Genomic DNA, 8383 nt, shown 5'->3' with positions numbered 1-8383 from the left:
GGCGATAGTAACATTTTTTGCAGCGAGGATTTATGGACAAAGAGGTGCTAAAAAAAGACATGGTAACAGTTCAGGCGAAGCTAATTTTTGACAGCAGCGAAGATAGGCAAAAGGTATTAGACCTTATGAGAAGATGGTCGTCCTGTATGAGGTATGCATACAAGAGGTTACTGGAAGGGCATAAAAGGAATGAACTCAAAAGAGAGCTGCAAGGAATTTTCAATCTTAATTCCCGATACGTTGATGATGCAATAATGAAAGCAAACAGTGTTTTAGACTCATGCAAAGAAAGAGGAGAAAATCCTGAAAAGGTCATTTTTGGTGGTAGGCAACTTTTTGAAAAACTAAAGAGGCGACACATAAACGGCAATGTATATAGGAAACTTCAACGAGAGTGGCAGGAGAAAAGGAAGGGGAATCTGTACTCAAGAGGAGACAGGAGCAAGAAGGGGAATCTCAATACAAGGATTGAGACAGGTGAAGATTGTACAAGACTTAGAATCAACGTGGGAGAAAGGGAGTATGTATGTGCGAGGATACAGTCCGGATGGAAGATAAAAGATGGAACGTATATTGATAGGAATCAACTTCTTGAGGTGATAAGTATTTCCGGGCAGCCCTACTCTGTCCAGCTGAAACTTAAAAGTGGTGTAGTATATGCCTACTTTGTTATTGAAGAAGTTTTTCCACAGCCTGCGATAACGAGAGCGAATGGGGTTATAGGGATAGACACTAACGCATATCCAAAGAATGTTGCATGGGTAGAAACAGATGAGCACGGAGAGTTTCTGGGATATGGCAGAATACCACTTGAGAAGCTTGAGAGTGGGAGCTCAAGCAAGAGAGAGTATTACAGGTGGCAGTATGCACACATGATAGTACAAATGGCGAAAGAGAAGCAAAAAGCTATAGTGATTGAGAGTCTCAGCATACAGGACAGAGGCAGAAGAGGAGACTTTTCAGGCAGAAAATCAAGACGGATAAGGCACTATTTTGGGTACAGGTCACTTTTGGAGAAGGTAAAACTTCTGGCAAAGCGTGAAGGGATAGAGGTTATAGAAGTAGACCCGGCGTATACTTCTGTGATAGGGATGTTAAAGTATGCACCGCAGTTTATGGTGAGCAAGGATATTGCGGCAGCGTATGTAATAGCGCGAAGAGGGCTTGGCTTGAGAGAAAGGATACCGCACAACTACATGCTACTCCTCAGTAGGCTTGATGTAAACAACCTGGAAGAGCTAAAAGAGTATGTAAGGAAGGTAGTCAAGAACAAACATCTGAGGAGAAAGCAACTCAGAGAGATAGATAGGGTGATAGGGATTTTACAAAGCTCTGGGAGTGAGCCAGGGAGGCTATTCGTGCCTCTGGATGGAACAAGTGCAGGTAGTCGTGGCAAAAACCACAATCCCTGGCGAGTTCTCAGGGTAGCGGTGGTAACGCCACTCTCCCCTGACAGAGTCCTGCGTGACATGTCTGTCTTGAAATTGCTTTTGATTTCAGGGCAAGTGGGGAAGACCTGGAAGGGCGCGAGTTCCTGTTTCTTGGGACAGGGGCTATGGCTTTCCCAAATACCGCCTGCTGGGGCTGGGAAAGCCTGAAAGGCGGACTACAAATACCCCAGCCACCAAACTCGTGCTAATGTGCACAGTTTGGTTGACCAGGTTAAAAGGTTATGAAAGGTATTATAATGGCAGGAGGTGCGGGGACAAGGCTAAGACCTTTGACAGTTTCCTTGCCAAAGCCAATGATTCCTTTTTTTGGGAGACCTATTATGGAGTATGCTGTAAAGCTTTTAAAGCGCCACGGAATTTATGAAATTGGGACAACCCTTCAGTATCATCCAGATAAAATAATGAATTACTTTGAAGATGGCAGTAAATTTGGCGTAAAGATGCAACATTTTGTTGAGGACAGGCCTCTTGGCACTGCAGGTTCTGTCAAAAATGCAAAGTCGTTTTTAGATGAGACTTTTGTTGTCTTAAGCGGGGATGGAATTACAAATGCTGATTTGTCTGCTACAATCAAGTTTCACAAGGAAAAAAAGAGCAAGGTCACAATTCTTCTAAAAGAGGTTGAGATACCAATAGAGTATGGTATTGTCTTGACAGATGAAGAGGGGAGAATCAGAAGATTTTTTGAAAAGCCTTCGTGGAGTGAGGTATTTTCAAACTTAGCTAACACAGGGATATACATTATTGAGCCGGAGATTTTGGATTATATAGAAGATGGAAAGCCATTTGACTTTAGCAAAGACCTATTTCCAAAACTCTTAAGTGAGAATGTGCCAATGTACGGGTATAAAATGGAAGGGTATTGGTGTGATATTGGTGATATTGGCAGTTATATAAAAGCACATAAGGATATATTTAAACTTGGTGGAATTTTAGACCTTGATTTGGCAAGCTCATGGATTGGAAATAATTGTAATATCTCTAATTCTGTTAAATTTATGGGAAAGGTTTTTGTTGGTTGTGAATGTGAGATTGAAGATGATGTTGAAATAGGCGAATTTACTGTAATTGGTGATGGAGTAAAGATAGAAAAAGGAACCAAATTAGAAAGGGCAATTGTATGGAATGGGAGTTATATTGGCAAAAACTGTGAGTTAAAAGGATGTGTTATATGTAACAAGTCAGTTTTAAAAGACTATGTCAGGGTCAATGAAAAGGCAGTTGTTGGTGAGAAAAATCTATTAAAAGATTTTGTTGAGGTTAAGGCTGAAGCTAAAATATGGCCAGAAAAGGTTGTTGAAGCAAATACTGTTATAGATGAGAATATATACTGGGGTACTGAGGTGATAAAGAGTGTATTTTGGATAAGAGGCATCACAGGAGATTTCAATTTAGAAGTTACGCCCCAGTTTGCGATAAAACTTGGAAATTCTCTTGGTTCTGTGTTTGACAAAAACGCCCGGATACTCATTGGCGATGACTATACAGAAAAGAGCAGTGTTATAAGAAAGGCAATTGAGACAGGATGCCAGATAACAGGTGCAAGACTTTACAGAACAAGAGGAATTATTCTGCCGATATTTAGATATATTGTTCAGGACTATTATGATGCAGGTGTTTATGTGCGAACACGAGGCAACAGCATAAGAATTGAGATATTTGACCAAAACGGAATAAATATTGACAAGGGCTTAGAAAGAAAGATTGAAAATCTGTTTGTGACATGTGATTTTAGAACATCGTCAACAATTCATTTTGTAAATGAGCTTGTATCATCTCCCTTAGAGATGTACTTTAACAGGCTTGAGACGACTTTTGATGTAAACAAGCTCAGGAATAAAAAAATATGCATTCTTTCAGAGGACAAAGAGATAATTTCACTATTTGACAAGATTTGCTCACGCTATCACATAAAAGCTACTTTAATTTCTGGTGGGTCAAAACATTGTGTTGAGAACCTAAAAGGATTGTGTTTGCAAAGCGAGTATAATGCAGGATTTTTGATTGACAGACAAGGCGAGCATTTTATAATGATTATGAGTGATTGTACAGTCTATGGCGAAAAGTTAAAGATGCTCCTTGCATGGCTTGAGATGAAAAAATTCAAAAATGACCGCATTATCTTGCCAGAATTTTTCAAGTCGTTTATGAGTGATGTTGAAAAGCTTGTAGATTTTCCAATCAAATTTACTGGGAATGAGATAAGAGAGTATATGAAAGAGGTTCTTGATACCAAGATTAATTATTTCTTCTACTATGATGCGATCTCTTCAATTCTTTTGATTTTAGAATGGCTTCTTGATGTTAAAGAAATGATAGATAGAGTAAAGAAATTAGAGGCAGCAGTGATTTGAATTGAATTAAAATGAAAGGCAAAGGGAAGTTAGTTTCTTTAAAACCTCCCTTTTGTTTTTTATGAGTGATAATGAGGAGGTACCGAAAATTGAACAAACTTCCAAGATACAAAGGATTCAACCTACTTGGGCTTTTTGTTCCTAATATGAGCTATGGCTTTTTTGAAGACGATTTTAAGTGGATGGAAGAGTGGGGATTCAATTTTGCAAGAATACCTATGAACTACAGGAACTGGTATGTAGAAGAAAGGCCTGAAATTAAAGAAGAAGTTTTGGAGATAATAGACAAAGTAGTTGTCTGGGGTCAAAAATACGGTATTCATATTTGCTTGAACATTCACGGTGCGCCCGGATATTGTGTAAATGAGAAAACTAAGGAAGGCTATAATCTGTGGAAAGACAAAGAACCTCTTGAACTATTTGTATCATACTGGCAGACATTTGCCAAAAGGTATAAAGGGATATCTTCAAAACATTTGAGTTTTAACCTTATAAACGAACCAAGACAGTTCTCAGAAGAAGAGATGACAAAAGAGGATTTTTTAAAAGTCATGACGTATACAATTGAAAAGATAAGAGAGATTGATAAAGAGAGACTTATTATAATTGATGGTGTTAACTATGGCAATGAACCTGTTTTTGAGCTCACAAGTTTGGGGGTAGCACAGTCTTGCAGAGCATACCTTCCGTTTGAGCTGACACATTACAAGGCAGGGTGGGTTGAAGGAAGTGACAAATTTTCTGAGCCTTCATGGCCGCTTGTGCGTGATAATGGTGAGGTTATTGACAGGGAATATTTAAGAAGACATTATGAGAAGTGGACAAAACTATTTGATTATGGAGTTGGGGTTATCTGCGGCGAAGGTGGAGCTTATAAGTACACCTCTCATGAAGTTGTTTTAAGATGGCTATCTGATGTTTTGGATGTTTTAAAAGAGTTTGGTATTGGCATTGCGCTTTGGAATTTGAGAGGACCATTTGGAATAATCGATTCAGGAAGAGAAGATGTGGAGTATGAAGATTTTTACGGTCACAAGCTTGACAGAAAGCTTCTTGAGCTTTTGATGAGATTTTAGCAAGGTTTGTTTATGAGGCACTTTGTCATAAAAGTCTTGTCCAGTTTTGTGGTATTGCACAATGGTAAGATTGATGAATTGGTAATATAATTGATGATATAACACCTGTTTTGCTCAAATAGAAGAAAGGAACATCTACTTTGGTTAAACGAAAAATATACATAAGATGGACACTTGTCTTTGTGTGGATGGCTGTGATTTTTTACTTTTCATCCCAAGAAGGAGCTATTTCGCACCAAAAGAGCTTTTCAATTGCACTTTTTATTGAAAGGATAATTGAAGCCTTAGCAGAAAAAGACATTATAACAGCTGTAAACAGAAAAGGTTTTGAGTTTTTAATAAGAAAGATTGCGCATGTTACAGAGTACTTTATCTTATGTATGCTGTTTTATCGAGCTTTTTTTGAGACAAATAAAAGTTCAAAAAAATCTGCCATATTAAGTGGTATTTTTTCGGTCCTTTATGCTGTTTCAGACGAGTTTCATCAGGTATTTGTCTTTGGCAGAGGTCCAAGCCCTGTTGATGTGATTATTGATTCGATAGGAATATTTGGGTATTTAGGGATAAGAAGTATGAAAGATAAATTTAATAAACTATGAAGATGGAATTGTGGTGAAAATTAAATGATAAGACTTGCAAAAAATTGTCATTTAAGATGCATTACGCCTCTGGTTTGTGGGAAATTACTAATCAGGGGCGATTTTTTTATACCTTTTGGCTGGATGATAATTAGATTTGTATCGAATTTGTTTTTTCAAATTGTTGGATATGATTTTAAAAAAACCACATTTCTCATTTTAAACGGTCCTTAAAAATACCAATGATATGATTTAAAAAATGTATTGACAATATTGCAGTATTAGTGTATTATTTAATTAACACACTAACACATGGAGGAATTATATTGCTAAAATTTGACCCTAATATTCCAGTGTACTTACAGATAATGGAGTTTTTAAAAAAGAGAATTGCCAGTGGAAATTTGCGGCCGGGGGAAAAACTTTCATCTGTCAGGGAGATGGCGCAGATGTTTGGTGTAAATCCCAATACAATTCAGAGGGTTCTTCAGGAATTAGAAAGGGAGAATCTTATTTTCACAGAAAGAGGAATTGGAAACTTTGTGACAAAGGATGAGAGAGTAATAGCTAAGATGAGAGAAGAAATGGCTGCAAAAATGATAGAGGATTTTATTAAGTCAATGAATGATATTGGTTTTTCAGATAAAGAAATTATACAGCTTCTTGAAAAAAAGATTAAGAAAGAGGGGTAGAATAAAAAATGCTTCTTGAAGTTAAAAACGTAACAAAATGGTATGGTTCAAGAAAGAAAGTAGCTTTGGAAAATGTTAGCTTTTCCTTGGATAAAGGTAAAATTGTGGGACTGATAGGCGAAAATGGAGCAGGGAAAACCACTCTTTTAAAACTCATTGCTGGGTTTGTTCAGCCAAGTACTGGAGAGATTTTAATTGAAGGCAAGAAGGTTGGGCTTTTGACAAGAAGGTTTGTTGCTTTTTTACCTGATACAATTATGTTTGAGAAGTGGATGAGAGTAAGTGATGCCATTGAGTTTTTTAAAGATTTTTATGATGATTTTGACAACTCAAAAGCATTTAAATTGCTGGAGAAGTTAAAAGTTAATCCCAAGGAGAAGATACATCAGTTATCAAGAGGAAATATAGAAAAATTTTCCATTGCAATGCTCTTTTCCAGAGACGCAAAACTATATCTTTTAGATGAACCTTTAGCGTATGTTGACCCTGTTTCAAGAGATTTTGTCTTTGAGATGATATTACAAAATATATCAGAAGAAAAAAGCATCATAATTTCAACTAACATCATATCTGAAATTGAACACATATTTGATGAAGTTATATTCTTAAATAATGGGAAAATACTTTATTATGGCTCAACCGAAAGAATAAGAGAAGAAAAGGGACTTTCGATAAACCAGTTTTTCAAAGAGGTGCTCAAAGATGAAAATATTTAAATTGATAAAATACCAGATGATAGATCAAAAATTTTTTTACATTATATTTTTTATTGTTTTAAACATAGTTGTATTTTATTTCTATCGCTATGGGGGAAAACTTACTCTAAATAATAATCCAGGTGTTGAAAGTTTTCTTGCAGGAGTTTCATTTTCTTACTTGCTTGCAACGCTATCATTATTAGTACTTCACATAGTTATGTATTTTAAGCTTCTGTCAAGAGGGAAAAAGTATTTGATTTTTGGTTCTCCTTATGCAAGTGCAGCCAATGTCTATTTTGCAAGACTGATTAATTTTGTTTTAGACATAATGCTTACAAAAGCTTATCTATTATTGCTTTTATTTGCAATGAGTATGGTAGATGAAAAACTTTACGGCAAATATTGGTGGTGGATTTTATACTTAAACAAAAATTTAGATTTTAAAACTAATTGTGGAATTGTTCTGATAGATTTATCATTTATTCTTATGCTAAGTCTTTGGATGCATATTTGTATGATATATAAGTGTTGGAGTAACAGACATTTTTATAATGCTGTAGATACTGCTGTGGACATAATTGCGCTTTTTTTGTTTTTGGTACAGGGTTTTGCCAGTGGTGGACCAATTAATATACTTCAAAAGGTTAATCTTTCTACTTTTCTGCTAAATTTTATAGTTATAGCAATTACGCTAATAGCGATTGTTCTTTTTGCTATAACTTCCATTTCACGCATGAAAACTAAAATGGATTTGTAAAAGAAAGGGTGGTAAAAGTGTTTTTGAGATTTCTGAGGTATGAGATCAAAAGAAGAAAAGGGATAACTGCTTACTGGGTGGTTTTAGGCTGTGTTGCTGCACTCTTTGGCAGCAATTATTTTGATAATCAAAAAGGTACTATGGTAATAGCTTTATTCCTTTCTTTTTTGACAACGTTTATCTACACCTTGGTTGAATACTCTTCGGTTTTCAGGTCAGGTCATGGTTATTTGATATTTGGGTCTCCTAAGCTTAAAGGAATGCACATAGTTTTTGGAAGAATGCTAATAATTTTACTGGACATCTTATTATATTTGGTGTCATTTACAATTATTGAAGTTTTTTTAAATATAGTTTTTCGTCAAACTTTTCACAGCTTTTTAATACGAGATACGGCAAGCTTATTGCTAAAAGTATTTACTTCCTTTAGAGCTTTTCGTGCTTTTTTACTATTTGCTGCCTTATTCTTATTATCATACTTATTCATTTTCATGATAATAACATTTTCTAATACAATTTTTAAAAGATTAAATATATGGCTCAGCCGATTAGTTACTATCGTTATGGTGGCAGTTGCACCAGGGATTTTAATCTACTCAATGTCAAATCCTTTTATTGATGTGCTGCTTTTTCCTCAGTTCGAAGATTATAAAGCTTTGAATGGTAGTTATTTGTTTTGGACAGTAAGTGGAATACACATATTGGTAATAGCGGTTATTCTCTTGGCTTGTGCCAAGGTAATTGATAAGCACTTAAATTTATAAAATAAATAGGAAG

General features: G+C 35.8%; 8 protein-coding genes and 1 pseudogene. All 9 read left to right on the top strand.

All coding sequences use genetic code 11. The features are described from left to right. Window positions 1–91: pseudogene (locus tag H964_RS12285) on the top strand (IS607 family transposase); the annotation flags it as partial. Next, a complete protein-coding gene (locus tag H964_RS01300) occupies window positions 60–1598 on the top strand; it encodes an IS200/IS605 family accessory protein TnpB-related protein (RefSeq protein WP_039764063.1) in 1539 nt (512 codons plus the stop codon). The pseudogene H964_RS12285 and the gene H964_RS01300, both read left to right, overlap by 32 nt. A 74-nt stretch (window positions 1599–1672) precedes the next feature. Continuing rightward, window positions 1673–3805, top strand: coding sequence for a sugar phosphate nucleotidyltransferase (locus H964_RS01295; RefSeq protein ID WP_039764059.1), 2133 nt, complete (start codon window positions 1673–1675; stop codon window positions 3803–3805). Between the two features lie 89 nt (window positions 3806–3894). Next, window positions 3895–4881 (top strand): glycoside hydrolase family 5 protein, encoded by a 987-nt coding sequence (locus H964_RS01290; protein WP_083931413.1) that lies wholly within the window; start codon window positions 3895–3897, stop codon window positions 4879–4881. Window positions 4882–5021: 140 nt separating this feature from the next. Beyond that, entirely contained in the window at window positions 5022–5480 is a 459-nt protein-coding gene (locus H964_RS01285) for a VanZ family protein (protein WP_039764054.1), read from the top strand. A gap of 305 nt (window positions 5481–5785) precedes the next feature. Further along, on the top strand, window positions 5786–6151 hold the full coding sequence (locus H964_RS01280) for a GntR family transcriptional regulator (protein WP_083931412.1): 366 nt from the start codon (window positions 5786–5788) through the stop codon (window positions 6149–6151). An 8-nt stretch (window positions 6152–6159) separates the two neighbouring features. Continuing rightward, entirely contained in the window at window positions 6160–6867 is a 708-nt protein-coding gene (locus tag H964_RS01275; RefSeq protein ID WP_039764052.1) for an ATP-binding cassette domain-containing protein, read from the top strand. Further along, window positions 6854–7606, top strand: a complete 753-nt coding sequence (locus H964_RS01270; RefSeq protein ID WP_039764051.1) for a hypothetical protein — start codon at window positions 6854–6856, stop codon at window positions 7604–7606. The genes H964_RS01275 and H964_RS01270 overlap by 14 nt, the downstream gene beginning before the upstream one ends. Window positions 7607–7629: 23 nt before the next feature. Continuing rightward, complete coding sequence (locus H964_RS01265; protein ID WP_039764048.1) at window positions 7630–8370, top strand: hypothetical protein; 741 nt, start codon at window positions 7630–7632, stop codon at window positions 8368–8370. Window positions 8371–8383: the final 13 nt, after the last annotated feature.

The organism is Caldicellulosiruptor sp. F32, assembly GCF_000404025.1.
In the GTDB taxonomy this organism is placed as follows: domain Bacteria; phylum Bacillota; class Thermoanaerobacteria; order Caldicellulosiruptorales; family Caldicellulosiruptoraceae; genus Caldicellulosiruptor; species Caldicellulosiruptor saccharolyticus.
This window is presented reverse-complemented; position numbering and strand designations above follow the sequence as displayed.

Coding starts and splice junctions, on each gene's coding strand:
- H964_RS01300 (WP_039764063.1), top strand. CDS start 60: ATGGTAACAGTTCAGGCGAAGCTAATTTTTGACAGCAGCGAAGATAGG.
- H964_RS01295 (WP_039764059.1), top strand. CDS start 1,673: ATGAAAGGTATTATAATGGCAGGAGGTGCGGGGACAAGGCTAAGACCT.
- H964_RS01275 (WP_039764052.1), top strand. CDS start 6,160: ATGCTTCTTGAAGTTAAAAACGTAACAAAATGGTATGGTTCAAGAAAG.
- H964_RS01270 (WP_039764051.1), top strand. CDS start 6,854: ATGAAAATATTTAAATTGATAAAATACCAGATGATAGATCAAAAATTT.